This is a genomic window from bacterium, from assembly GCA_030019025.1.
Classification (GTDB): domain Bacteria; phylum Hydrothermota; class Hydrothermia; order UBA1063; family UBA1063; genus UBA1063.
Map to the genome: position 1 here is coordinate 1 of JASEFR010000016.1, position 24,451 is coordinate 24,451.

The window sequence follows — 24,451 nt, forward strand, 5'->3', positions numbered from 1 at the left end:
AAGGCTAAAAAGACTGAGATTAAGACGGAAAAGAAAAAGTTTAAGGATGAGAATAAGGACGGGTTTAACGACCTCAGAGATAAAGGCTATTATGAAAAGTTTTTAAAAGAGGCACTTAAGGAAAGAAAAGGAAAAAAGTGAGACGCTTAACTTTTGCTTTTTTGGCTTTTTTCATTATTTCATGCGGATACAAAACCCCTCCGCCGGGTAAACCAGATGTTAATCCACCTCAGATTAAAATAACTTTCCCCGAGGAAGGAGATACCATTTATGCAGATACTATCGTAAACTTTTTTATAAATGATGAATCTGCCATTAAAAAGGTTGCTTTATTGATAAATGAGAAAATAGTGAGTGTGGACTCTATTCCTCCCTTCTCGCTGGAAATAAAATTGGAAACGATTCAGGATTCCGTCGCAACAGTTAAAGTGAGGGCCACTGATTTCTGGGATAATACGGGCGAGTCAAGGCCAGTGAAGATTTTTCGGCCTTTAGTGAAGGAAGAAGAGAATTAAAATCGCAAGTACGAGGGTATAGATTCCAAAGAGGTATATTCTTCTCATTTGAACGATTTTTCTTAAAACAAACAGACTCCCGAGGCTTGTAAGGAATGCACTAAAAAAGGGTATAATTAGACTATTTAAGTTGGTAAATGCGAATTCCTTTAAACTTAAAAGTACTGCACCGCCAATAGCAGGAATGGAAAGCAGAAAGGAGAAAGAGAAGGCTGTTTGGGGAACAATTCCGAGGAGAAGGGCAGTACTCACGGTACTTCCCGAACGGGAAACACCCGGAAGGATCGCAATAGCTTGTGCAATACCGATGATAAAGGCAGTTAAAGGTGTAATTTTCTGGGTTTTATATTCTTTTCTGAAAAGGGTGGAAAGCAGGATAGCACTGTTCAGTATAAAAAAGTATGGCAAATATTCAATAGATTCGAAATAGGCTTCAATCTTATCTTTAAGCAAAAAGCCTGCTATACCTGCAGGTATCGAGCCTACAAAGAGCAGGAAAATCGGATGATTCACGAGTTTTTCTCTAACAAAAAGTTTCTTGATATCTTTCCAGAAAAATAGCACTACTGCAAAGAGAGTTGCAAGGTGGACTGTAAGTTCAAGCTCAATGCCGGGTTTTTCTAAACTCAGAATGTTTTGTGCCAACACGAGGTGACCTGAGCTTGAGACTGGCAAGAATTCAGTGATCCCCTGGATTACGCCAATTAGAAATTCTTTCATCAAGGTACCTCCTCAGTTCTTCCAGTTCTTTGAGCGTTTGATCAATGGTTTCCTTAATTTCTTGAACAACTTCTGAAAGGACTTCGGGCATTAATTCCTCTACAGATTCTTCCTCCAGTCTCTTTTTCACTCCTTTCAGAGAGATCCCACTATCAAGGAGTTTCTTTACAAGAAGAGCCTTTTTAAGGTCTGAAGAAGTAAAAAGTTTTCTTCCCCCTCTCTTTTTAGGCCTAAAAATCCTGAGTTTTTCCTCCCAATAAGATATGATACCAGGATTTACCCCTAAAAGTTCCGCGACTTCCTTCTGGGTATAATAACGTTTGTTTAACATTTTTAAAAATATAATGCTTAACCTTTGAAGCTTCAAAAGGAAAAGGGTGAGGGAGGTCTGTAAGCCGAGTTCTGTCGAGGGAAGTCATTTCTCTTAATCCACCGTCCCCGGTGGATTTTAGCGGTCTACCCGGGGCTTAGTCCTCAGGCGAGGACTGGGAGCGGGCCACTCCGTCGCCCCTGCTTGACCTTGCTCCGGGTGGGGGTTGCCATGGTGCCACTTGCATGACACCATCGTGGGCTCTTACCCCACGGTTTCACCTTAGCCTGAGCCCTTTCGGGCCATCGGCTGTCTTGTTTCTGTGGCCCTATCCGTCGCGTTACCGCGCCCACCTGTTAGGTGGCACCCTGCCCTTTGGAGCTCGGACTTTCCTCATCCCAAGAAAGGGATGCGACTTCCCGACCTCCCTCACCATTTATATTAATAATTCCTTCAATTTGAAAAGTCAAGGCCCATTTTATTGACTGATTGAGATTAGGCATTTAAAATTATACCAAAACTTAACTTGAAAGGAGGTATATAAATGTTGGTACCCGACGATTTGAAATATACTCGCGAACATGAATGGGTTAGGGTAGAGGGTGATAACCTTGCAGTTATTGGTATTACGGATTATGCCCAGTCAGAGCTTTCGGATGTTGTTTATGTGGAGCTCCCCCCCGTGGGAAAACAGGTTAATAAGGGAGAAGAGATAGCATCGGTTGAGGCTGTAAAAACTGTTGCCAGTGTCTATACCCCTGTATCCGGAGAGATCATTGAAGTAAATGAAAAACTAAAAGACGAACCATCGCTTGTAAATAAGGACCCTTATGGAGAAGGTTGGATTTGTAAGATTAAGATGAGCAATCCCGAAGAATTAAAAGAATGCCTCAGTGCCGAGGAATATAAGAAACTTATCGCGGAGGAATAGTTATGGGTCATCCATTCCTCCCTCTGACTGATAAAGACAGGGAGGAGATGTTTAACTTTCTTGGAGTGAAATCGTACAGGGAATTACTTAAAGATATTCCCGAGGAATACTTTTACAAAGGCGAATTGAATATACCTTCTGCAATTTCTGAGGAAGAAGCTGTTGAGTTGCTGGAGGCTTTATCAAACGAGAATCTTCATAACCTTAAAATTTTTGCGGGTGCTGGGGCCTATGACCATTACGTACCCAAAGTGATACCTTTTATTATATCAAGGTCAGAGTTCTACACCGCTTATACACCTTACCAGGCAGAAGTTTCTCAAGGGACATTGCAGGCAATTTTTGAGTACCAATCGGTAATTTGCGAACTGACGAAAATGGAAGTGACCAATGCTTCTATGTATGATGGTGCCACCGCTCTTGCAGAGGCCATTCTCATGGCATTAAGGTTGAAACCGGAAAGGAAGAAGGTCCTTTATGCAGAAAGTATACATCCTAACTACTTGGCGGTGGTTAAGACTTATGTAAACCTTGAAGGGGTGTCCCTTGAGGGGGTTAAGTACGATAGTGCAACAGGACAGGTGGACCTCGCCGATTTAAGATCAAAGTTGGACGAAAATACTGCCACCTTTGCCTTTCAAACACCTAATTTCTTTGGTGTGGTTGAGGACGGCTTTGAAATAAGAAAGATACTTGATGAAAAAGGAGCCCTTTTAATTTCTGTTTACAATCCTATTTCTCTGGGTCTTCTTGCACCTCCTGGAGAGCATGGTGCTGATATTGCCGTTGGGGAAGGTCAGCCTCTCGGCATCCCTCTTTCCTTTGGTGGGCCTTATCTCGGGCTATTTTCTGCCAGGATGGAACACATTCGGCAAATGCCCGGAAGAATAATCGGGGAAACAAGGGATCTGGAAGGGAAACGGGGATTTGTAATGACTTTACAGACCAGAGAGCAACATATTAGACGGGAGAAGGCTACTTCTAATATATGCAGTAATCAAAACCTCTGTGCCCTTATGGCTCTTATATACTTGAGTCTTCTTGGTAAAAATGGAATTAAGGAGATTGCCTTCCAAAATACAGTTAGAGCCCACTATCTTCTTGACAGACTGGTTAAGGAAACCCCAGTTAAAAGGGTATTCAGTGGACCCATATTCAACGAGTTTGTTGTCGAACTGCCCATAGAAGCCGAAAAGGTTATAGAAAGAGCACTGGAAAAGGGCATCCTTGCAGGAGTGGCCCTTTCGCAATTTGGCTACCCTGAAAAATGGATGAGCATTGCAACGACAGAAAAACTTTCTGCTTCCGATATAGATAATTATGTAACACTCGTAAACGAGATTTTGAGGAGGTAAAGATGGCATTTCCGATTGAAGAACTTTGGGTGAACAGGAAAGTGGTAAAGGTTATATTGAGAGCAGTAAAGGACAAACCTGGAATTGCAGCCGAAATTTTTGAGAAACTTGCATCTAATGGGATAAATGTAGAACTTATCGTTTCAGGCCCTTCCAGTAAAGGAAGATCGGATATTGCTTTTCTCATTCTTGAAAGTCAATTGCCTCAGATACAGGAAATGGAGGATGAATTAATTGAAATCTCTGACGCCACGGGAATCGCCTATGATCCCAAGGTCGCTTTACTGGTCTTCTACGGTACTAGAGAGATTTCAAGGACCCCGGGGGTTGCAGCGAAGATTTTCAATCTACTGGCCGAGGCTGGTGTGAATATTGAAATGATAGGGACCTCTGTGGATTCCATTTCCATCGTTATTAGAGAAGAACTCGTGGATAGGGCTGTACTCGTTTTAACTGATGTCCTTGGCCTTTCGGTAGAGGAGGGTTATTTATAATGGCCATAGAGTTACTTCAGGGTAATGAAGCTGCTGCGATCGGAGCAATTAAAGCAGGAGTAAGATTTTACGGAGGGTATCCTATAACACCGTCATCGGAAATTGCCGAGGTAATGGCGAGAGAGTTACCCAAGGTTGGCGGTGTCTTTATACAGTTTGAAGACGAGATTGCAAGTCTTGCAGCCTGTATCGGAGCAAGGCTTGGCGGATTGAAAGCAATGACTGCCACCAGTGGTCCAGGTTTTTCTTTGATGCAAGAACACCTTGGCTTCGCTGCTATGGCAGAGGTTCCTGTGTTGATTGTGAATTCTATGAGAGGAGGTCCATCAACCGGTGCTCCTACTATGCCGATGCAGGGTGATGTAATGCAGTCGAGATGGGGAACTCATGGCGATCATCCTGTAGTCGTTCTTGCTCCTGCCTCGGTTCAGGAGGTTTTTGATCTTGTTGTGGAAGGAGTTAATATTTCTGAATTTTTAAGAGTTCCGGTAGTACTTCTTACTGACGAAATTACTTCCCACATGAGGGAGAAAGTAAACATTCCTGATAGTGTTAAAGAGGCGAAATTGGCCAAGGTTGATCCGAAAGATTTTCTGCCATTTATGGATGGGCAGGAGACTGGATTTTACCTTTTGCCTTTTGGCGAAGGAAAGAGGTATCACATTACCGGTTTATTTCACAGTGCTGATGGATTTCCGACGAATAAAAATGAGCTTATGAAATGGAAGCTTGATAGGTTTAGAGCAAAAATGGAAAAAGCCTCCGAGATGTCAGAATCTTTCGTTGAATTTTACGGTGAAGAGGAAGGAGACGTCTTTTTTGTCGCTTACGGTATAGTTTCAAGAGCTGTTAAAGAGGTCGTTGATAGGTTAAATGGTGAGGGAATAAAAGCGGGACTCTTGAGACCCAAAATCCTTTGGCCAGAACCGGTGAGGTCCGTAACTTCGTTAAGAGAGAGAGCAAAGGTAGTAGTGGTGCCCGAGATGAACATGGGGCAGTATGTTCATGTTATTACGGAAATTCTTGGTTCTGAGAAGGTCGTTCCATTAAATCGCTATGATTGTGAACTTTTTGAGCCTGATGTGATTTTTGATTTTATTAAAAAGGTAGCGTTATGAGGCGAGGCGAAGAGAGGAAGTTGTACGTTGCAATTCTTGCGGCGGGTAAGGCGAAGAGAATGAACTCAAACCGGACCAAAGTTCTTCACGAAGTCGCTGGTAAACCTCTTCTCTTTTTTCCCCTCAGGGTTGCAAAGAGTTTAAATCCAGAAAAAATTTTTGTCGTAGTTGGTGGTCCTTACATGGACCAGATCGTGGATTTTTTAAAGGATGAATCTGTGGAGATTGTAGTTCAGGAGGAACCCAAGGGGACAGGAGATGCGGTAAAGAGATTGGAGAAGCACATCGGGAACGAAGATGCTGACCTTTTCGTTATACCGGGTGATGCACCCTTACTTACAGAGGAGACAGCTAAGGAGTTGGTTGGGTTTCATAGGTCCCGTGGGGCTTACGCAACGGTTTTAACCGCTGAGGTTCCAGACCCAACTGGTTATGGACGAATAGTAAGGTCGGTTGGTGATAGAATTCTGATGATTGTGGAGGAAGCTGACGCATTTCCCGAAGAAAAGGCGATTAAAGAGGTGAATTCGGGAATGTACGTTTTTTACATTCCCGTTTTGTTTCAGTATATCCACGAATTAAGACCTGATAATCGGCAGGGAGAATATTACTTGACCGACATTATAGAAATCTTGCAGAGAAGGATGGGTAATGTCTTCGCCCACCGGATAGATAATTGGGAGGAGATTCTCGGAGTTAACACAAGAGAACAACTGGGGCTTGCGAATCGGATCATGCTTAAGAGAATTATAAACCGTATGTTAGAACACGGCGTTTCGATGGTTGACCCCGATAAGGTTTATATTGAGGCAGAGGTAAAAATTGGGAGGGATGTCACATTGTATCCTTTTGTTGCACTTCTTGGCAAAACTGAAATTGGTGATAATTCGGTTATAGGACCTGGAATAGTGTTAAAGGATAAGTATGTTAAGCCCAATTCAAAAATTTTTTCGCTTTCGGACCTTGAGGATGGTTGAGTTATGAAGGATGTCGTGAAAAGGGTTTTGCATCTTGCAAAGCTTCAGCTCGATGAGGAGGGAGAGAAGGCATTGACGGAACACTTTAGGAAAGTTCTAAGTATGGTTGAAAAACTAAAGGAGGTTGATACTGAAGGAGCTGAGCCTCTTTATTATCCCCATGAAAATTTCAGTCTCAGGATGCGGAAGGATATCCCGGGGCCTTCTTTACCTAAAATTGAAGTTTTACAAAATGCTCCAGAAGCCTTTACCGATTATATTAAGGCCCCCTCTCCACTGAGGGGCATAACAAAGAAATCTAAGGGATGATTTTTATTCTTTTCGATATTGACGGTACCCTTATACACTCTGGGGGTGCAGGTGCAAGAGCCTTAAACCTTGCCTTTAAAGAGAAATACGGAATTGATGAAGCAATGTCTGTTGTTAATCCGCATGGGCAAACCGATGTGGCAATAGTCGAAGAGATTTTCAGAAAAAAGCTTCATAGAGTACCGGATGAGGAAGAGATTCAGCAAATCCTTGAAACTTACCTTTTTTACTTGAGGAAAGAGGTTTGGAAAGCAGAAAAATACAAAGTCCTTGAGGGAGTGGTTGAAACTCTTGATGCCCTTCATACTTCAAAGGGATTCTTTCTTGGCCTTGCTACGGGTAATATTGAAAAGGGCGCAAGGATAAAACTGGAGAGGGGCGATCTTAATAAATATTTCTTGTGTGGTGGATTTGGCTCTGATCACAGGGAAAGATGGCAGATTGTGAAAAAAGCGTACGAAAGATGTGTTGAATGTGCGGTGGAAGTTCCTTCCAGTGTTTATGTGGTTGGTGATACACCTCTTGATGTAGAGGCTGGGAAAAAAGCGGGCTTTAAAACCGTTGGAGTTGCGACAAGCATCTACACTGTAGAGGACCTGAAAAGAAGTGGGGCAGATTTCGTTATAAATAATATGCTCGAACTTTTAAACATTCTGGAAAAGGACGCATCGCTGCTTTTAAAAAAGTAGATTTGCTTAAGAGGAGGTTTTAAATGGCAAAAAGAATTTTAGTTACAGGTGCGGCAGGACAGATTGGTTCGGAACTCGTTCCGTTTTTGAGGAACATCTACGGTAATGACAATGTGGTTGCCTGCGGTCATTCCAAACCATTGCCTGAAGAAATTGTGAATTCTGGGCCTTCAGATTACGTGGATGTCAGAGATGCCAAAGCCTTAGCGGAAAAAGTTAAAAAATACGACGTGGATACAGTTTATCACCTTGCAGCAATCCTTTCCGCTGCAGGTGAGAAGAACCCACAGCTTGCATGGGATATTAACATAAATGGTCTATACAATGTCCTTGAAGTAGCAAGAGAATTTAAACTCGCAGTATTTATTCCCAGTTCCATTGCTGCTTTTGGGCCAAATACGCCGAAGGTTAAAACACCGCAGGATACCATTCAAAGACCAACTTCTATGTATGGGATAACGAAAGTTGCAGGAGAACTCTTGGCCGATTACTACTGGTTAAAGTATGGCGTAGATACGAGGGGTGTGAGGTATCCGGGCATCATATCGTACGTTACCCCTCCTGGTGGAGGGACAACGGATTACGCTGTGGAGATTTTTTATGAAGCGATCCTCAAGAAAAGGTATGTTTGCTTCTTGAAGCCCGGTACAATGTTGGATATGATGTATATGCCTGATGCGCTGAAGGCAGCAGTGCAGTTGATGGAGGCGGACTCTTCAAAATTGAAACACAGGAACGCTTTTAACGTCACCGCCTTCAGTTTCGATCCTGAGATGCTCGCTAACGAAATAAAGAAACATATCCCGGACTTTATTATCGAATATGAGGTTGACCCTGTTCGGCAGTCCATTGCGGATTCGTGGCCTGACAGTCTTGATGACTCCTGTGCAAGAGAGGAGTGGGGTTGGAAACCCGATTATGATTTTTCTGCGATGGTTAAAGATATGATTGAGAAACTAAGTGTTAAACTTTTAAAGAAATAAGGAGGGCATTATGGCTCTTGATAGATTAACCAGGGTGTTAAGTAATGAATTAGAACAGCTCAAGAATGAAGGACGTGCGAAGGGCAAAGAGTTCATCATCGTTGGGGTTAAGATGCCAGAAAATGGCAAAGGTCCCAGATTTTATTTAAAGGGGTTTGGTGATAAAGAATTCATCAGGATGAACTCCAACTCCTACCTTGGAATGCAGTTTGAAGAGGAGATTATTAAGGTTGAGGAGGAAACAGCGAGAAAATTTGGAGTTGGTCCCGGAGCAGTCAGGTTTATAAGTGGGACATATGCCCCGCATAGGGAGCTGGAAAAAAAGTTGGCTAAGTTCCATGGGCGGGAAGATGCAATGATCTACAGCGCTGCCTACGTTACGGTAATCGGTGTGATTTCTTCTCTTACCACACCAGAGACCATAATTATAAGCGACGAATTGAACCACAACTGTATTATAAATGCCATAAGGCTTTCGAGGCCAAAGGATAAGGTTATTTACAAACATCTTGACATGAAAGACCTTGAAGAGAAAGTTAAGGACGCCGTGGGAAAGGCAAAGAGAGTGATCGTGGTTACCGATGGTGTTTTCAGCATGAGAGGTGATTACGCAGACCTTAAAGAGATCCAGAGAATAGCAGAAAAATATGACAAAGAGTTTGAGGAGAACATTTTTACTATCGTTGATGATTCTCACGGTGTCGGTGCTTTCGGAGAGACAGGTAGGGGCACAGAAGAGGTAACGGGTGGCAAGGCAGACCTTCTTATTGGAACCATGGGTAAGGCTTACGGCGTGAATGGCGGTTATGTCGTTTCCAATGAAACAGTTATAACCTATTTAAGGGAGAAAGCAATCACCTATATCTACTCCAATCCTATTACCCCTGCTGAAGCGGCTTGTGTTCTTAAAGTCCTTGAAATCCTTGACAGTCCAAGGGGTAGAGAAAGATTAAAATATCTTAGGGATCTGGCTAATCGTTTTAGAAACGGCCTCTTGAAACTTGGCTACGAAACGATTGTCAGTGAACATCCAATAGTGCCTCTCCTTGTAAGGGATACCTGGAGAACTTCTGATATTGTAAAATACCTCATTGATAATGGGATTCTTGCCACAGGACTAAACTATCCCGTTGTTCCAAAGGGTGATGAAACCATTAGATTCCAGATCAATGCGGACCATACGCCGGATGATATTGATTACGTGTTAAGTGTTCTTGAAAGGTATAAAAAAGAGCACTGGAACTGAACATTGTTTAATGAGCCTTTAAAGCGAGGGATAGGTTTTTAGTAAAGGTATATGTAGTCAGCAGGCTTCCGGTTATTCCGGATAGCTATAGTGACTGCGTAGACGAAGCTTAATAGAATCGGATTCCGCTATCAAGTTGAATTGAGGTCATAGTAGAAAATTATACTTTTATTGATTGCTCCATTCAGGCAAAATTTCCGAGGTTTCAATGTTATCGATGAGTCTGGCCTTCCCGACGAAAACTGCAAGGGCAATAAGCTCCCTCCCCCTCAGTTCATGAACAGGGGTTAAGGTGTATTTATCCACAATTTCTATGTAATCGATCTTTTTTACCGATTTGTGCTGAAGGATAAATTTTTCCATTTCTGCCTTTATTTTTTCGGGGTTTCGCTCCCCATTTTTTATCATTTGTGATGCCAGTTGAAGAGAATTGTAAAGACAGAGAGCGTCTTTTCTCTCTTCGGGGGTAAGATAGACATTTCTCGAACTCATCGCAAGGCCGTCAGGTTCTCTTACAATGGGGCAGGGAACGATTTCGACCGCCATGTTTAAATCTCTAACCATGCGCTCAATGATTCTAAATTGCTGATAGTCTTTTTTCCCAAAGTAGGCCCTGTCGGGCATCACGATATTAAAGAGTTTTGTCACGACGGTGCAAACACCCTTGAAATGCCCCGGCCTTTTAGCTCCACAGAGATACCTTGATAATTCCGTTTCTTCAACAAAAGTTGAGAAATCTTCGGGATACATCTCCTTTACATCCGGGATAAAAACATAATCTACCCCCTCTTGCTCTAAAAGGCTGAGGTCTCTCTTTTCATCTCTCGGATATCTTTCGTAGTCCTCACCGGGACCAAACTGTATTGGATTTACAAAGATTGAAACAAAAGTGACATCGCACTCTTCTTTTGATTTTTTGACCAGCGATAGATGCCCCTCATGGAGGTACCCCATGGTGGGCACGAATCCAATCCTTTTTCCTTCTTTTCTTAGTCTCTGAGAAATTTTTAGAACTTCATCAGGATTTTTTAAAACTTCCATCAATTTGCCCTCTTTAACTTAAAGAAATGCTTCTCATCGGGAAATTTTTTCGTTTTAACCTCTTCCCGGAAGGCCTTTAACCCTTCAACACCTTCTTTATATAGTTCTTTGTAAGCCTTTGCAAAGGATGGTCTGAAATCGGGATAAAGGCCAAGTAGATCGTGGAAGACGAGGACCTGCCCATCACAGTAGGGACCCGCACCAATTCCAATAGTTGGAACTTTTACGGATTTTGTAACACTTTCAGCCACTTCCGCGGGAACCATTTCTAAAACGATTGAAAACACACCCAATTCTTCTAAAATTTTGGCGTCTTCAAGAAGGCGCTCAATATCTCTTTCCGTTTTTGCCTGTAATTTATAACCCCCGTAGGAGTGGACATGCTGAGGGGTCATCCCCAGATGGCCCATAACAGGTATACCGTAATCAGTTAATTTCTTTACGAGATCTGCTACTTCCCTTCCCCCTTCTATTTTGACAGCTTCCGCTCCCGCTTTAATAAGAAGTCCAGCATTTTTTATAGCTTCAGGCTCACTTATCTGGTATGAGAGGAAGGGCATGTCAGCGATAAGAAAGGCATTTTTGACCCCTCTTTTCACAATTTTAGTATGGTATATTACATCTTCTATGTTGCAAGAGAGGGTATTCTCGTTCCCCTGAATCACCATGGAAAGGGAATCACCGACGAGGATGGCGTCTACGCCAGCCTCGTCGGCCATCCTTGCTGAAACGTAATCATAGGCTGTCACCATTACGATGGGTTCTTTTTGCTCTTTCAATCTAAAGAAGTCGGCTATCGTAAATTTTTTCATGGGGTTTTAAATCTGATAGAGTATAAACTCTTCCTTGCTCTTTACCCTCTCACAGAATCCTGCGAGGAGTTTTATTATGTTGTCAAGGTCCTCGAGGTTTACAATTTCACAGGGGGTGTGCATGTAACGGTTGGGTACCGATACAAGGCCTGTAGCTACCCCTGACCTTGTTAGCTGAATGGCATTGGCGTCGGTCCCCGTGGCCCTTGGAGCAGGTTCAACTTGATAAGGTAAGTTTAACTCCTTAGCTGTCGCAACAAGCTTTTCAAATACTTTTGGACTAATGTTTGGCCCTCTTGCAATGACGGGGCCACCACCCAGTTTTATATCGCCAATGACCTTTTTCTCCACACCAGGTTGATCGGCTGTATGGGTTACATCGACGGCAATTCCAACATGAGGATCTATTCCAAAGGCACTGGTGTGGGCTCCCCTGAGGCCTATTTCTTCCTGAACCGTTGCAACCGCATAAATAGAAGCATTTAGTTTATCTTTTACCTTGGAGAGTTCAATTAAAGCCTCAAGGACAATGAAGGCACCCACCCTGTCATCAAAGCCCCTTGCAACGACGTTGTTATTGTAAAGTCTTTCGTAGGATTGGGCATTTACGGCGCATGTCCCAATATCAATTTTTTCAAGAGCTTCGTCCTTATTTCTCGCCCCTATGTCAATCCACATTTCTTTAAATTTTGGCACTCTTTTTCTTTCTTCTTCATCCAGTAGGTGGATGGCTTTTTTTCCTATTACACCGAGAATCCTTGAACCATCCTTCCCCTTGATCCAGACCCTCTGACCTTGAGCAATCTGAGGGTCAACCCCACCTATGGTATTGAAGTAAAGGTAACCCTGTTCATCTACGTAGGTTATCATATAACCAATTTCATCAATGTGTCCGGCCAGCATTATTCTTGGCTCTTTACCTTCGTTTATGACCGCGATGGCATTACCGTGATAATCGGTATAGACTTTGTCTGCATAAGGTTTTGCTCTTTCCACCCAAACTTTCACTGCCTCTTCCTCGAAACCCGATGGACTCATGGCATTTACGAGGGTTTCCAAGAATTTCTCTCTATTTTTTTCCATCTCTGTCCTCCCTTAATATAAGACAGCAAATTTTTTAACCAGCAAAATTTTATTGTGTTTTTTAAGCACAGCAAAATAAACGCCTCGTGTAAGACACAAATCTACCTCAAAACCGTCGGTTATTTCTTTTTGAACAACTCTTCGCCCTATGGTGTCAAAAATCTCAAGAATTGCTAAATCAGGGCCGATTCCAGTTACCCTTAAAGATTTTCCACTAAGGCTAAGGATAGATGAAGGCCTTTCCTCTTCCACGGGGAGTGTGACGTTGATCAAAATGGGACCCAGAATCGTGTCGTTGCCTCTTACAAGGTAAAAGGTTTCACTCAAAGGTCCTTCTTCTTCTCTGGAAACTCTCATTTTGAAGTCAAAGTAAAAGGTCTGGTTTGGGAGGCCAAAATGGCCAAGGGGCTTTGCTCTTTTCTGATTTACCCAATAATCAGAATAATAGAAGTTAGAAACGTCCAAGGAGCTTACGAGTTGGGTCAGTGAATCGAAGGGGGAGTAAGAAAGATTTTTAATCTTTAGTCGGAGGGTAAAGGTATCAAAGGGGGCAAGAGTTGAGTCTGGATAGATCACCTCAAGAAGTTCGCCTGTTAATGGATTGTAGTCTTCCAGGTTGCTAAATAATGTTGCGTAACTGAGAGATATCCATCCCTTTGTATTGCCCTGCAAATCTGGAAGGTAAATCCTTCCCCATCCACTGGCTATGGAATCTAAAACAAAAGCCTGACCTCTGGTAATTTGTGTAATAATTGAATCAGATGTAGAAGGGCCCTTCCGCACATTTAAAAGGTCAGCGGTACAAACGGCGATGGTATCCCCTGAAGAACCTTCTAAATTTTTTTCATTAATTCCATCTCCCCCGTAAATGTATCCGTAATATCCGCCACTTGCTGAGGGAAAGTATATCTTATACCAGTTTCCTTCGTATTGAAAGGCAACGAATTTACTCCCATAGGTTGCAGTGGTGATCACGGGATAATTAGTTGAAGGACCTTCCTGTATATCGAGTTCCTGAGTTATAACTTTGACTACAAAATGTTCTTGTGTTGCTGGTATATTTAGCTCTTCCCTGATGATGTTGTTGAAGATTCCATTATCATATGTTAGAGCCCAACACCCCATGCCTTTAATGGAGCTGTCTCTGGCTATTCGTATCTTTACTCGGATCGAGGCAGTGTCCTCGTACCAGACCTGATACCAATTGGAGTCATAAACGTAGCGGTACCAAGGAGTAGGGGAATTGGAATCCCAGAGCCTGCCGATGGTGTTTGCTTCTTGCATGGCAGTATAGGCAAAAACAGCGGATCCTGAGTCTGTAGTGGGGCTGTTGATGTTTTCCGATTCGGTTGGCCAGCGATAGCCATAGTAGGGCATGCCGAGAATGAGTTTTGAAGGAGAGCATCGAGCCTTGTAGCTCCCAATGGTTTTTGCGATACAATACTGTCCCCAGACGGAAGAAGGTATGGCTGGTGCCACGGGCCCCGCATAAGTTGAACCTCGATAATGAAAGTCATACCCCATTATGAAAAGGCCATCACTGTGGGTAGAGAGGTAGGTGTAATCGTATCCGGGGTACCATTCGGGAACCGCTGGCATTGCAATAAATAGGTCTTTTCTTCTTGAAGTACTGTTTTGAAGAGCGTAATAAAGGTCGTTGATGAAACGGGAAAAGCTATCCTTGACGGTTTGGGTTACATACTCAAAATCTATATTTACACCTTCAATGTTATAGTTTTCAACAAATTGGACGATATTGTTTATGGCGTTGAGCCGGGCACCTGCGTTGTTCAGAAAGTTTGATACAGAACTATTCCCAAAAATGTTGAAAGTGATGTGGACCCTTACTCCTCGCTTGTGTGCCCGGTTTATCAGTGTGATGAAGCGATCAGAGTAAGGGAAACTCACAACGTCACCATTGGTATCAATGCTCACTGAAAAGTAGGCTACGTGGGTAATTAGGGAAAAGTCTAAATAGTCGTAGTTAAGGGTGTCTATCCAGTAAGGGCAGTATCCGTAGAAAATGTGTCTAAGACCCTTTGATTCTTGAAGGGGCTCGACCGCAATAGGGGTATCGCTGAGAGGTGAAAAGACTGCTTTATCTAAGTGGGCGTAATATTCAATTTGGTGGATGGATGGAAGGTAAGGCTGAGAAATGAGTAAGTATAATAAGACTTTCACTTTTAACCTCCTTGTTAAACCTAATGTGACTCTAAAACCATTATTCTTGGCTCATCCTACACAAAAAGCCCCGCCATCTGCTTTAGGATGGCAATTCTTTTCCTAATTGGAGGATGGGTGCTCCACAGATTTGCCCAGAGAGAGTCCTTTTCTGAAATTGCTCTCTTTTTGGGATCACTTATGAAAAGATGGGATACTGCGTCGCTTACCTGCATTGGTCTTGAATAGTTGGCAATTTTTTCCAGAGCTGATGCAAGGGCTAAAGGATTCCTTGTTATGGCAACGGATCCCGCGTCGGCCATGTATTCTCGGGCACGCGAAATGGCAAGAGACATTAACCTTCCGATTATAGAGGCAAAGATAACGATTAAGAATAGTATAAGGAGTGCAATAAGTTCGCCACCTTCCCTGTCCCTTCTTCTCCTTGCACCTCCGAAGTATAGCTGAAATCGGAGAAGATCAGCGATAATAACGATGGCTCCGACCATTACCGCCACCATTGTCATGGTGAGAATATCTCTGTTTTTTATATGGGATAACTCGTGACCAATAACGCCTTCCAGCTCTTCACGGTTTAGAAGTTTAAGGAGTCCAGTGGTAGCGCATACGGAAGCGTGTTTAGGGTCTCTACCGGTTGCAAAGGCATTGGGTGATGGGTCATCCATCACGTAGCATTTTGGAGTTGGAATTCCCGCTGCTATACTCAGTTCCTGAACGACATTTACGAATTGTCTCTCCTCGTAATCGGATAGATTTGGTTCCCTTGCCCTCACCGAAGCAAGAACAATCTTATCTCCTACGTAGTAGGAAATGAGGCTTTGAATGAGAGCAATAGTGAGGGCAAGCAGGGTGTAAAACCCACCACCATTAAAAGTGTGATCAAGAAACCTCCCGATAAAGTATAGTATTGCAACGAGAGTAAGAAACAACAGAAATGTTCGTCTCTTATTTCTTGAGGCTATTTTCATGAAATCAAGAGCACTCATTTTTTGACCCCCCTTAAAATTTAATCTCGACGGTTCCCCTCTCCTCAGGAAATTCTAAAAATTCAGCAGGTTTGAAACCAAATAAATTTGCGATTATATTAGTCGGGAAAACCTGACATAGGGTGTTATAGTGCCTCACAGTGTCGTTGAAGAATTGTCTTGCGTAGGCAATTCGGTTTTCGGTGCTTGTGATTTCTTCCTGCAAAATTTTGAAGTTTTCTGAGGCTTTTAGGTCTGGGTAGTTTTCCACAAGGACAAGGAGTTTTTTAATGCTACCAGTAAGTGAGCCTTCAACTTCCCCTTTCTCCTTAAAGTCACTGGCCTTTATTGCCCTGCTTCTAAGTTCTGTTATCCTTTCCAGGAGTTCTCTCTCGTGTTTCATGTATCCTTTTACCGTCTCAACGAGATTGGGAATAAGGTCGTGTCTCCTTTTTAGTTGAACGTCCAGTTGAGAAAAGGCCTCTTTGACCCTCATTCGCCATTTCACCAGAGTGTTGTAGGCAAAAAGGACAAAGAGGAAAATTAAAACAAAAGCTATAATAACAATTTTCAATGTCATATTGATATATTAGTTTAATCTGGGCGTTTTTTCAATAAATTCAAGGCTCTAAAAAATAGTTTGCCACCTGGTAAGGGTTTCCTCATCGGGCAATTCGATACGTAAAGAATCTCCTATGATCAAAGTCTTTCCGCGAAATTTGAGATTATTTCTGGCCTCATCAATATTCAGAATCTTCCTGACTTTTCGGAAGACCAGTATCAATATTTCATTTCCTCGCTTTACAAGGCAGGCAGAGTAGGATTTCTGTCCCATGGGCAGTTTTTCATAAACCATTACACCGGGCGTTATTATCTCCCAGTCGCTTTCCGGAATCTTTGGACATGTACCGCCCCAGAAAAGTGGTAAAAAAGTGAGGAGATTTGCAAAAATGAGCATTCCAAGAATGAAGACAAAAAAGGTCTTTTTGCTCTGCATAATTAGTGGCGAAATTCTTTTTCTGAAGGTGGAGATGGCATGGGAAAACTCTGACCGTGCTACATATTTGTCATTATATCTAAGGGTTTCAAGAAAGCTGATGAAGTACTGGAACTTGGTATCGAGAGTACTGCCCCTTGAGACCATATCAATCCACAGTACGAGGGTATCCAGGGCAATTACTGAAGTTACAACATATCCTTTCCTCGCTGGTTTTAAAGCTATAAAGGCAGAGTCTCCGAGGGGGGCGTAATCGATGACCAGCCTGTTTCCTTTGAAATTGTGGAATCTTATGTCTTCCAGGTTTTTAACAGGATTTTCGTGGGAATGAAAGAACAGCCTTAAACCTTCTTTAAAAATGTATCCTTCCCAGTTCTTGTCTGCGCTCCAGCTTGGCTCTGATGACGGGAAGTTTCCAGAAAAGGCTCCCAATTTACGGTAGGACGTCTTTATGGTGTCGAATTTGTCACTCAAAAAAAGAATTATAACAATCAGGGAAAATTCAAGAATTAATGTAAGGACGAGGACCTTTTTCACTGTTATATTATAACGTAAGGTGGTACTTAATTCCTGCAACATTCTTTTTCCGCAGTTTGCTTCTTAATGAGAGTATGTTATTTGTGTGTTTCAAAGAGAATCCTTTAAAATAACGCTAAATGAAAATCTTATCAATTGTGCTGTGGTTTCTTGTTATACTCCTTGGGGGTTGTATATACAGTTTTAAAGGATTTACAGCAGAAAAGGCCTATGATATTTATGTGGAAAATTTTGAAAACACTTCCGAGAAAGCAGGGATTGAGATTGATTTCACCCGCTGGGTTACAGAAAACTTTGATTCTGATCTGCGTTTTAATGTTGTGTCTAAGGCAAATTCAGAGTATACAGTTAAATTCACTATTTCAGGCTATAAGGTTGAACCTTACCAATACAATCCTGATGGGACGGTTTTGAGTTATCGGATCATAGTTATGGGATATTTGAGAATTGCCAGAACGAAGGAGGGGAAAGTTATGCTCGAGGATAAATTGGTTTCCGCTTGGGGGACTTATGCCTATAGTGAAAGGGAGGAAGATGGCCTTAAAAGGGTTTCTGAAGACCTTGGAATGAAGATTATTCAAGAATTTTTGAGTTCCGTTTCCCAGTAAAATGTCAGGAACCTACATTGTCCATATAGAGAAAATGATTAGCGAGGGACTGTCCCTCGGACGGCTGGGGCAGGGTATAAAGGTTATGGTCCCTTACGGCGTTAAGGATGACGTGGTGGAAATCAAGGTAGTGAAGAAGAAAAAGGATTACTGGATAGGTGCCATTAGGAAAGTCATAACACCCAGTCCTTTAAGGACAGTCCCCCGATGCCCCTATTTTGGAAAGTGCGGTGGGTGTCAGTGGCAGATGATTGATTACCGATATCAGCCAGAATTGAAAAAAGAATTGGTAATAGATGCGCTAAGCCACCTGGCAGGAATTAATGAAGTAGAGGTTCTGGATACAGTACCTTCTCCAAGGCCTTTCAATTACAGGAACAAAGTCCATTTCCCTCTAAAAAGGATTTCCTACAGCTCGGTGATCATGGGATTCTACAAGCAGGATACTCATTACATCATAGATGTAAATGAATGCCCTCTGCACCTACCTCAATTCAATGAGATCTTTAAAAAGGCAAAAAGTTATATAGGGAAGAAGGGTCTTTCCATTTATGATGAGGTTAAGCATACCGGATTTATAAGGAATTTTACCCTAAGGGGTTCAGAGAGGACACAGGAAACCCTTATCGTTATTGTATCCAAGGGAGAGTATCTCCATAAGAGTACCGCAATTGATTTAGCAAAGATGGGGCGTAACGTGCTGGGGGTGGTGGAAAACATCAACCCTGAAAAGGGAAATACTATCTTTGGCAGGGAAAATAGGACCCTCGTAGGAACCAGTCTGTACCACGAAAAGATAAAAAATTACACTTTTGTTATTTCTGCAACCTCTTTTTTCCAGGTAAACACTTGGATTGCGGAGAAGATGGTGGATGCCCTTGATGGTGTTATGCAGGGAATCGGGGAGGTGGATGTGATAGCTGACGCCTATTCGGGGGTTGGTCTTTTTGCTATTGCATCAGCAAAGTTTGCGAGAAAGGTTTATGCCCTTGAGATTTCCCCCGAATCTGTAAGTTGTGCCCAAAGAAATATCGTTGTTAATAACAAACCTAATGTTGAGATTATAAACGGGGATGCGGAGGGACTTTTGCCGACTTTGGGTAAGGTTGATGTTTTGATTTTAGATCCTCCACGGAGGGGTGTAGGCGATGGTATAGTAGATTTCCTTGCCAATTCAAAGCCTCCGCACATTCTCTACTTTTCCTGCAATCCTGCAACCCTCGCCCGAGATTTAAAAAAAATGGTGGATGTAGGCTACAAAATTGAGTTCATTCAGCCCTTTGACATGTTCCCTCAGACGTTTCATGTAGAGAATCTTGTTTATCTGAAAAGATAAGATTTTTAATTTCACCCCACTATCTTTTGTTTTTGCTATTTATTCCAAATGTTTGCAGGAGAATATGTTATGAATACTTGACAGACATCGGATTTTAGATTATACTTTTTTCACACAGGAGGTTTTTATGCTTAAACGTATACTCCTTGCATCTATCCTTCTGGGGATGGTCTGGGCCCAGAAGGCAAAGGTGGAAGATGTGCCACCAATACCTGCAGGGTATGTCCTTCGGGTTGATGGTGGCTCTACCGCATCTCCATTCGACATTCAGAAGGGCAACTCCGATGTGTTTGCCATGAATGTAGATGCCGGTTCGGTGGAAATGACCGAGAAGAGTCCTGGTGACATTGCACTTCTTTCGATTGACTCAAGAGCTTTACCTCTTTTAAAGGTAGGGGTTTATGATACGCTAAATGTCCAAATTTCAAATGCTGGTAGTGTTGCTGAGGATTCTGTAATCTTTATCGTTAGCTCCGAAAATGGTCTTGTTCCAACTGAAACAGTAGTGGTATATATAACACTGAACCCCGGTGATACCTCAGTTGTTCAGGTTCCATATCAAATTGGTGGGAGTTTGGGAATAGATACCCTTTCCCTGATGCTTGGTGATGATGATGATAATACAAACAATGGTCCTATTTCGCATTACATTGAGATCTGGGATGACTCTACGGTTGCAGCTACCTCTTTTTCTGAATCGCCCTTCCCCTTAGGTTGGACCTCTGAGATTTTGATAGGTAGCTACAGTTGGGAAAGAACTACTTCAGGCACTAACCCAACTGTTTCTCCTCTTGACTTACCTGCGATGGCAGTATATAGATCTTATAGTGCCTCAAATGGTTCGCAAGCGAGGCTTATTTCACCAAAAATTACTATTTTGAGCGCCCCGAGGAAGGTGATCTTGAGATTTCATATGGTACACGATAATGGGTATTCTGCAAGTTACGATTCTGTTTATGTTGAATATTCTGTTGACGGCGTGAATTTCAGTACAATTCAAGGTTTCCAGCGGTATGATGGTTCTGTAACAGAACCCACGTGGCTTCTTCATGAAGTGGAGATAGGAGATTTTCCGGTTGGAACAGAACTTTACGTAGCATTAAGGGCTAAGAGTGGATATGGAAACAACATGTTTATAGATTCGCTATGGGTGTATGCAACAGAACCTACTGCTCCTGACACTGATGCGCAATTTCTCTCTATCTCGATACCCAAGCCTGTTATTCAAAACGATAGCAATTTTGTCACTATTAGTTTCAAAAATAGTGGTCTTGAACCAATTACGACTATCGATCTATTTTACACTCTTGGCGGTGCAGATACTGTCTGGGAAACCTGGACTGGTAATTTAATAGCTGGAGCTACTCAAGAGTATACTTTTACAACCCCCCTTATCCTACCAGATACGGGTGAAATAACTGTTTACGCTGGAGTTAGGCTTACGGGGGATACTGTTCGAAACGACACGGCGTCAGTAACGGTGCATGTGTGGCCCTATGCCCAGGACCTGCCCTATGCGGAAAATTTTGATGAAGATTGGTCAAATTCAACTAATCCTCCATATGGTGGCTGGAAGATCATTGACGGTGGTGATGAGGCGCCTCCTACCGTTAACAACAATGACTGGCACAGGTATGTATCGTCAAGTAGAACTGTTGCAAGTGTTCACTATTCACCAACTGAAAATCACGACGACTGGCTTATATCGCCAAGATTGAGGATAATGGGATATGGAACCTATACTTTAAATTTCTGGCACTACTACAATGACTATTCTACTTCACGCCAGGATTCTGGTCAGGTGTTAATCTCGTTTGATGATGGAGTAACGTGGACAGAGATAACGAGATATTCCAATGCTGATAATTCTGGTAATGTCTCTTTGGACATCACGTCTTACATAGTTTCGCAGGTTGGAACTTCTGAATATTTCAGAATAGCTTTCCATTATGGTGCATATGACGAGTATTATTGGAATATAGATGATTTTTCCGTTACTTACGAGCCTGATACCACTCCGCCAATGGTTGAGATGATTAGAGGCACTGAGGATACATACGATACTACTTCTGATACTGTTATCTTTGTGGTCAGTGATATATCACCATTCTATGTCCATGCCTATGCAGTAATCAACGATTCGGTTGTTGCAGAATATGAGTCCGATTTTGAACCAGGTACTGATACTATTACCGTTGTAATTCCGGGTGCACCTCAGGGGACCGTTTACGATGGCTACATATACGTTGAAGATGCAAACGGTAACTCCTGGATGACTCAGGGGGCATGGTGGAAGCTCTACGCCTTTACTCCCGGAACCCCGACACTTACGCCAATTAGTGAGCCTCAGAAGGGTGTTAGACTCTCCTGGGCGAGCCCGAGACAGAGCCTGGTATACGACGGCGGTCCTACTTATTACTTCTCGGGTATTGCTGCTGGTGACATAATGTCTGTGAGATTTACGCCCCAATACACCCCAGCACGGATAGACAGTGTAGTTGCACTATTCTTCCAGACATCAGCAGATATGCACCTTAGAATTTACGATGATAACAATGGTATACCAGGAAATGTATTGTTTGATACCCTTATTACAGTTCCAGTTTATCCGACTTATTTGGTACTCAATCTTGCTGACAAAAATATCATTGTTAATGGAGAGTACCATGTTGGCTTTGAATGGACCGTCAATGACCAACCCTATCCGTTGTGTGATGCTGGTTCTAATACCAACAGAAGTCTCTACTATGAAGCAGCCAGCGGAAATTGGTACTGGGTTGGTTACGACTGGATCGTGAGTAGCGCTGTAACCTATCTGCCTCAGAGCAAAGCTTACGCCGGAAGCTTTGTAAGGACTAAGCTCTCTAAAGAAAGCAATTTGAAGAGAATTGAACTACCGCAAATCGTACTTAAGGAAGAAAGAAGTGTTGATGTTAAGTATATCCAGAACTACACGGTCCTAAGGTCAACAACTTCTGGTGGTCCTTATGATTCCATAGGAATTTCTACAGGGAATACTTACGATGATTTTGATCTCGTAACGGATAATACTTACTATTACATTTTGAGGATGGATTATGTCTCTCCAGATACGATGACATATGGTGGCGAGGCAAGCATAACAACAGATTTTGTGGGGCCTGAATTTTCTGCCTTTGACTATGATAGTGGAGGCGTTGGTGATATCTGGTTGAGTGTTGATATTATGGATCCATCGGGAATATACGCTGATACTCTCTACTACTCCATAAATGGTGGTGAGTTTGTTGCTACTGTGAATGATAGCATTTCTGGTTCGACCTACTATTACACCATCCCCGGGCTTAACGTTGGAGATAATGTGGATCTCTACTTTGTTGCCCTTGACAATTCTCCTTGGTACAACGCAACCAGGTATCCAGAGACCGGTTACATTTCCTTCCTTGTGACTTCGGTAACGGACCAGAAGCCGACAATGTATGCCTTCAACATCAAAGGCTCCAACATCGGTTCGAGGGCAATTGAATTCGCCTATGCATTACCCGAGAGGACTGACATAGAGATTTCGGTCTACTCTGTGGCTGGTCAGAAAGTTGCCACCCTCGTGAAGGGAAGGAAAGATGCGGGTTACTACACTGTGAGATGGAATGGAACCGACGGAAGAGGCTCGAAAGTAGGCTCTGGTGTCTACATCGTTAAGATGGAGACCCCGAAGAAGAGCTTCAGTGCGAGAGTAATTCTGACGAAGTAGCGCAAGCTAATTTGGACTTTCCACCACCCCCTCCCGTCAGGGAGGGGGTGGTTTTTTATAAGGGTTTTTACCTTAACATTTGGGTAGTGCGGAATTTTCTTAAAAGGCTTTATCTCAGCAAAATTCAATACCGCCTTTTTGTTTTATAATTTACACTATGAGAAGCCTTACCAATTATGCTTACAGAATTTTAAGGGAAATCTCTTTTCCCCGGCTTGCCGGAAGTGAAGGTGAGGAAAAAGCCAGGGAAATCATCGTAGAGGAACTCTCCAAACTTGGAGTTCCGGTATCGGAACATTCCTTTTCGCTTTGGACCTTCAGATCTGGTGACGGCAGGATCACTTTGAAAAACAGGTTGTTTAAGGCTATACCTTACGGTAATACGAAACCCTTTGATGAAGAAGGTGAGATAACCTACGTGGAGGACTTGGATTATCTGTCTCAGGACGTGAAAGGAAAAATTGTTGTAACCTATGGGAGGGTAAGGGGAGAAAGTTACGAAAGGCTCATTGAAAAGGGAGTAAAAGGTTTGATTTCTATCTCACCACCTGAAAGAGGTTTTTCCTTCTCCTCCATATCTCAGAGGTTTGTTGAAGAGGGCAAAGTGATTCCCGCCCTTGTGGTAGAGTATGATACGGGGCTGAAATTGAAGGAAGCAGAAGGTGAAAGGGTGAAGATTCAAGGAAGCACTGAATATTATAAAGGGACTGCTGTCAATATAATTACCGAGATAAAGGGGAGTAAGAAGCCTGATGAGATCATCCTACTCTGCGGACATTATGATTCTGTGGCTATCTCCCCCGGAGCAACGGATAACGCAGGGGGAAGCGCTATTTTACTTGCCCTTGCAAAGCATTTTTCTCGGAGGAAGCCAAAGAGGACCCTTAGGTTTGTTTGGTTTTCCGGCGAAGAATTAGGACTCTTAGGGAGCCAGGCCTATGTTGAAGAGATTAAAGATGAATTGAAAAAGATTAAAATGGTTATTAACCTTGATGTGGCTGGTGACCCCATCGGCGAAAATGGAGCAATGTGCATTTCCGAAAAAGATACGTTGAATTTCGTTTCAATTCTCTCAAAAGAAAAAGGGATTCCCTTTAAAACAAGGCTTGATATCTATTCCAGCGACTCCATGCCTTTTGCCCTTTATGGAGTGCCTTCTATAAACCTCGCTCGTTTTGGTGGAAAAGGAAGTTTTTATATCCATTCTCACAATGACCGGTTTTCCTACACAGGGGCGAGCGGCTTAGCGCCTGTTATCGAAATGACTTTGAGCATTGTTGAAAGACTGGATAACAGTGTGATTTTCCCTCTTGAAAGGAGAATTAGCGGTGATTTGAAGGGAAAAATAGAAGATTACTTCAAGAAGATGCAGGGGAAGAAGGTAGAAGTTAGGTGGGAAAAGTAAGCCAAAAAATTTTTTGGTTTAGAAGTTAAAAACGGCGGTAAATTTTGAGAGAGCTGCTTGGAGCGTAGGGTTTAAATATTTTGCGTATGGATGGGTAAAAATAAATGGT

The 24,451-nt window shown here is 42.7% G+C and carries 23 protein-coding genes and 1 other RNA gene; 14 read left to right on the forward strand and 10 right to left on the reverse strand.

The features are described from left to right. Positions 1–161 precede the first annotated feature (161 nt). A complete protein-coding gene (locus tag QMD82_05230; GenBank protein ID MDI6851321.1) occupies positions 162–515 on the forward strand; it encodes an Ig-like domain-containing protein in 354 nt (117 codons plus the stop codon). Here QMD82_05230 and QMD82_05235 read toward each other — a convergent pair. The 3 genes from QMD82_05235 to rnpB all read right to left on the reverse strand — a co-directional run bounded on the left by QMD82_05235 (position 492) and on the right by rnpB (position 1,976). Further along, a complete protein-coding gene (locus QMD82_05235; protein MDI6851322.1) occupies positions 492–1,235 on the reverse strand; it encodes an undecaprenyl-diphosphate phosphatase in 744 nt (247 codons plus the stop codon). The two genes, QMD82_05230 and QMD82_05235, sit on opposite strands and share 24 nt — an antisense overlap. Continuing rightward, entirely contained in the window at positions 1,195–1,566 is a 372-nt protein-coding gene (locus QMD82_05240; GenBank protein MDI6851323.1) for a MerR family transcriptional regulator, read from the reverse strand. The genes QMD82_05235 and QMD82_05240 overlap by 41 nt, the downstream gene beginning before the upstream one ends. Positions 1,567–1,610: 44 nt before the next feature. Further along, an RNA gene (gene rnpB / locus QMD82_05245) (RNase P RNA component class A) lies at positions 1,611–1,976 on the reverse strand. A gap of 113 nt (positions 1,977–2,089) precedes the next feature. On the opposite strand from rnpB, the gene gcvH reads away from it, so the two are divergent. From gcvH to QMD82_05290, 9 genes are read left to right on the forward strand one after another with little or no spacing between them, the layout of a single operon-like run. Then, entirely contained in the window at positions 2,090–2,476 is a 387-nt protein-coding gene (gene gcvH / locus QMD82_05250) for a glycine cleavage system protein GcvH (protein ID MDI6851324.1), read from the forward strand. Between the two features lie 2 nt (positions 2,477–2,478). After that, a complete protein-coding gene (gcvPA, locus tag QMD82_05255; protein MDI6851325.1) occupies positions 2,479–3,831 on the forward strand; it encodes an aminomethyl-transferring glycine dehydrogenase subunit GcvPA in 1,353 nt (450 codons plus the stop codon). 2 nt (positions 3,832–3,833) lie between these two features. Then, positions 3,834–4,325, forward strand: coding sequence for an ACT domain-containing protein (locus QMD82_05260; GenBank protein MDI6851326.1), 492 nt, complete (start codon positions 3,834–3,836; stop codon positions 4,323–4,325). Then, entirely contained in the window at positions 4,325–5,443 is a 1,119-nt protein-coding gene (locus QMD82_05265) for a 2-oxoacid:acceptor oxidoreductase subunit alpha (GenBank protein MDI6851327.1), read from the forward strand. Before QMD82_05260 ends, QMD82_05265 begins: the two co-directional genes overlap by 1 nt. Then, positions 5,440–6,420, forward strand: a complete 981-nt coding sequence (locus QMD82_05270) for an NTP transferase domain-containing protein (protein MDI6851328.1) — start codon at positions 5,440–5,442, stop codon at positions 6,418–6,420. Before QMD82_05265 ends, QMD82_05270 begins: the two co-directional genes overlap by 4 nt. 3 nt (positions 6,421–6,423) lie before the next feature. Beyond that, positions 6,424–6,729 (forward strand): Asp-tRNA(Asn)/Glu-tRNA(Gln) amidotransferase subunit GatC, encoded by a 306-nt coding sequence (gene gatC / locus QMD82_05275; protein ID MDI6851329.1) that lies wholly within the window; start codon positions 6,424–6,426, stop codon positions 6,727–6,729. After that, on the forward strand, positions 6,726–7,418 hold the full coding sequence (locus QMD82_05280; protein ID MDI6851330.1) for an HAD family hydrolase: 693 nt from the start codon (positions 6,726–6,728) through the stop codon (positions 7,416–7,418). The genes gatC and QMD82_05280 overlap by 4 nt, the downstream gene beginning before the upstream one ends. 23 nt (positions 7,419–7,441) lie before the next feature. Beyond that, complete coding sequence (locus tag QMD82_05285; GenBank protein MDI6851331.1) at positions 7,442–8,401, forward strand: L-threonine 3-dehydrogenase; 960 nt, start codon at positions 7,442–7,444, stop codon at positions 8,399–8,401. A 10-nt stretch (positions 8,402–8,411) separates the two neighbouring features. Continuing rightward, positions 8,412–9,647 carry an aminotransferase class I/II-fold pyridoxal phosphate-dependent enzyme gene (locus QMD82_05290; GenBank protein MDI6851332.1) on the forward strand — a complete coding sequence of 412 codons (1,236 nt, stop codon included), beginning with the start codon at positions 8,412–8,414 and terminating at the stop codon, positions 9,645–9,647. 168 nt (positions 9,648–9,815) lie between these two features. Here QMD82_05290 and panC read toward each other — a convergent pair whose 3' ends face one another. Genes panC through QMD82_05325 form a run of 7 tightly spaced genes read right to left on the reverse strand, consistent with a single transcriptional unit; the run spans position 9,816 to position 17,263 of the window. Beyond that, positions 9,816–10,688 (reverse strand): pantoate--beta-alanine ligase, encoded by an 873-nt coding sequence (gene panC, locus QMD82_05295; protein ID MDI6851333.1) that lies wholly within the window; start codon positions 10,686–10,688, stop codon positions 9,816–9,818. Beyond that, positions 10,688–11,500: a 3-methyl-2-oxobutanoate hydroxymethyltransferase gene (gene panB, locus QMD82_05300; GenBank protein MDI6851334.1), complete on the reverse strand. Its 813-nt coding sequence runs from the start codon at positions 11,498–11,500 to the stop codon at positions 10,688–10,690. Before panB ends, panC begins: the two co-directional genes overlap by 1 nt. Positions 11,501–11,506: 6 nt before the next feature. Further along, positions 11,507–12,583, reverse strand: a complete 1,077-nt coding sequence (locus QMD82_05305; protein ID MDI6851335.1) for a M42 family metallopeptidase — start codon at positions 12,581–12,583, stop codon at positions 11,507–11,509. Between the two features lie 12 nt (positions 12,584–12,595). Next, positions 12,596–14,764: a glycosyl hydrolase family 18 protein gene (locus tag QMD82_05310; GenBank protein MDI6851336.1), complete on the reverse strand. Its 2,169-nt coding sequence runs from the start codon at positions 14,762–14,764 to the stop codon at positions 12,596–12,598. Between the two features lie 56 nt (positions 14,765–14,820). Continuing rightward, entirely contained in the window at positions 14,821–15,750 is a 930-nt protein-coding gene (locus tag QMD82_05315; protein MDI6851337.1) for a M48 family metallopeptidase, read from the reverse strand. 13 nt (positions 15,751–15,763) lie between these two features. Beyond that, positions 15,764–16,309: a LemA family protein gene (locus QMD82_05320; GenBank protein MDI6851338.1), complete on the reverse strand. Its 546-nt coding sequence runs from the start codon at positions 16,307–16,309 to the stop codon at positions 15,764–15,766. Positions 16,310–16,357: 48 nt separating this feature from the next. Next, complete coding sequence (locus tag QMD82_05325; protein ID MDI6851339.1) at positions 16,358–17,263, reverse strand: hypothetical protein; 906 nt, start codon at positions 17,261–17,263, stop codon at positions 16,358–16,360. A gap of 119 nt (positions 17,264–17,382) precedes the next feature. Between QMD82_05325 and lptE the strand changes: the two genes are divergently transcribed. The 4 genes from lptE to QMD82_05345 all read left to right on the forward strand — a co-directional run bounded on the left by lptE (position 17,383) and on the right by QMD82_05345 (position 24,342). Next, positions 17,383–17,871, forward strand: a complete 489-nt coding sequence (gene lptE / locus QMD82_05330) for an LPS assembly lipoprotein LptE (protein MDI6851340.1) — start codon at positions 17,383–17,385, stop codon at positions 17,869–17,871. A gap of 34 nt (positions 17,872–17,905) precedes the next feature. After that, complete coding sequence (gene rlmD / locus QMD82_05335; protein MDI6851341.1) at positions 17,906–19,207, forward strand: 23S rRNA (uracil(1939)-C(5))-methyltransferase RlmD; 1,302 nt, start codon at positions 17,906–17,908, stop codon at positions 19,205–19,207. Between the two features lie 127 nt (positions 19,208–19,334). Then, positions 19,335–22,937 carry a FlgD immunoglobulin-like domain containing protein gene (locus QMD82_05340; GenBank protein ID MDI6851342.1) on the forward strand — a complete coding sequence of 1,201 codons (3,603 nt, stop codon included), beginning with the start codon at positions 19,335–19,337 and terminating at the stop codon, positions 22,935–22,937. Between the two features lie 157 nt (positions 22,938–23,094). After that, positions 23,095–24,342: a M20/M25/M40 family metallo-hydrolase gene (locus QMD82_05345; protein MDI6851343.1), complete on the forward strand. Its 1,248-nt coding sequence runs from the start codon at positions 23,095–23,097 to the stop codon at positions 24,340–24,342. The last annotated feature ends 109 nt before the right edge of the window (positions 24,343–24,451 follow it).